Origin of the sequence: Sphingobium sp. LSP13-1-1.1, assembly GCF_040676415.1 — a bacterium.
Classification (GTDB): Bacteria; Pseudomonadota; Alphaproteobacteria; order Sphingomonadales; family Sphingomonadaceae; genus Sphingobium.
The window spans coordinates 1-579 of the sequence record NZ_JBEGHU010000053.1 but is presented as its reverse complement, the minus strand read 5'-3'; the positions used below and the strand labels follow the sequence as shown (position 1 = coordinate 579).

Genomic DNA, 579 nt, shown 5'->3' with positions numbered 1-579 from the left:
AAATCGGCGCTTCAAATCCTGGGGGGCATGCCCCCCAGGATTTGATCACCCAAATGGCGGCATAAAACGACATCCGCGATGAGCTTAACTTAGCCGCCAACCTGTCCAAGAAGGCGAGGCCACCTCATTCCTTGCGCCAACGATAATAGGTCTGCTCGCTGACCGCGATCCGCCGGCATGCCTCTGCTCTCGAGGCACCCTGCGCCAGCACGATCTCAACTTCACGTAGCTTGCCGATAATCTCTTCCGGCTTGTGCTTCTTGCTCGGCATTCAATGTCCCTTTCGTGGTCCAGACTATCATAGTCTCTGGGCCACTCAGCAGGGGGCAGATCATGAGCAGGACGGCGCATGCCAGCTTCGTGCTGGATGCCCTCGAACAGGCGATCCATGATCGGCGCCCTGTCCATCGCGGTGGCCTCATCCACCACAGCGACCGCGGCAGCCAGTATGCCTCGATCAAGTATACCGAGCGCCTTGCCGAAGCCGGGATCGAGCCGTCTGTCGGGAGTGTTGGCGACAGCTACGACAACGCCTTGGCTGAGACGGTCAACGGTCTTTACAAGGCGGAGGTGATCCAC

At 59.2% G+C, this 579-nt stretch carries 2 pseudogenes; one reads left to right on the top strand and one right to left on the bottom strand.

What is annotated here, in order from left to right:
* Positions 1-127: 127 nt before the first annotated feature.
* Positions 128-271 (bottom strand): annotated as a pseudogene (locus MRBLSP13_RS18885) (transposase); the annotation flags it as partial.
* A gap of 65 nt (positions 272-336) precedes the next feature.
* On the opposite strand from MRBLSP13_RS18885, the pseudogene MRBLSP13_RS18880 reads away from it, so the two are divergent.
* Positions 337-579 (top strand): annotated as a pseudogene (locus MRBLSP13_RS18880) (DDE-type integrase/transposase/recombinase); the annotation flags it as partial.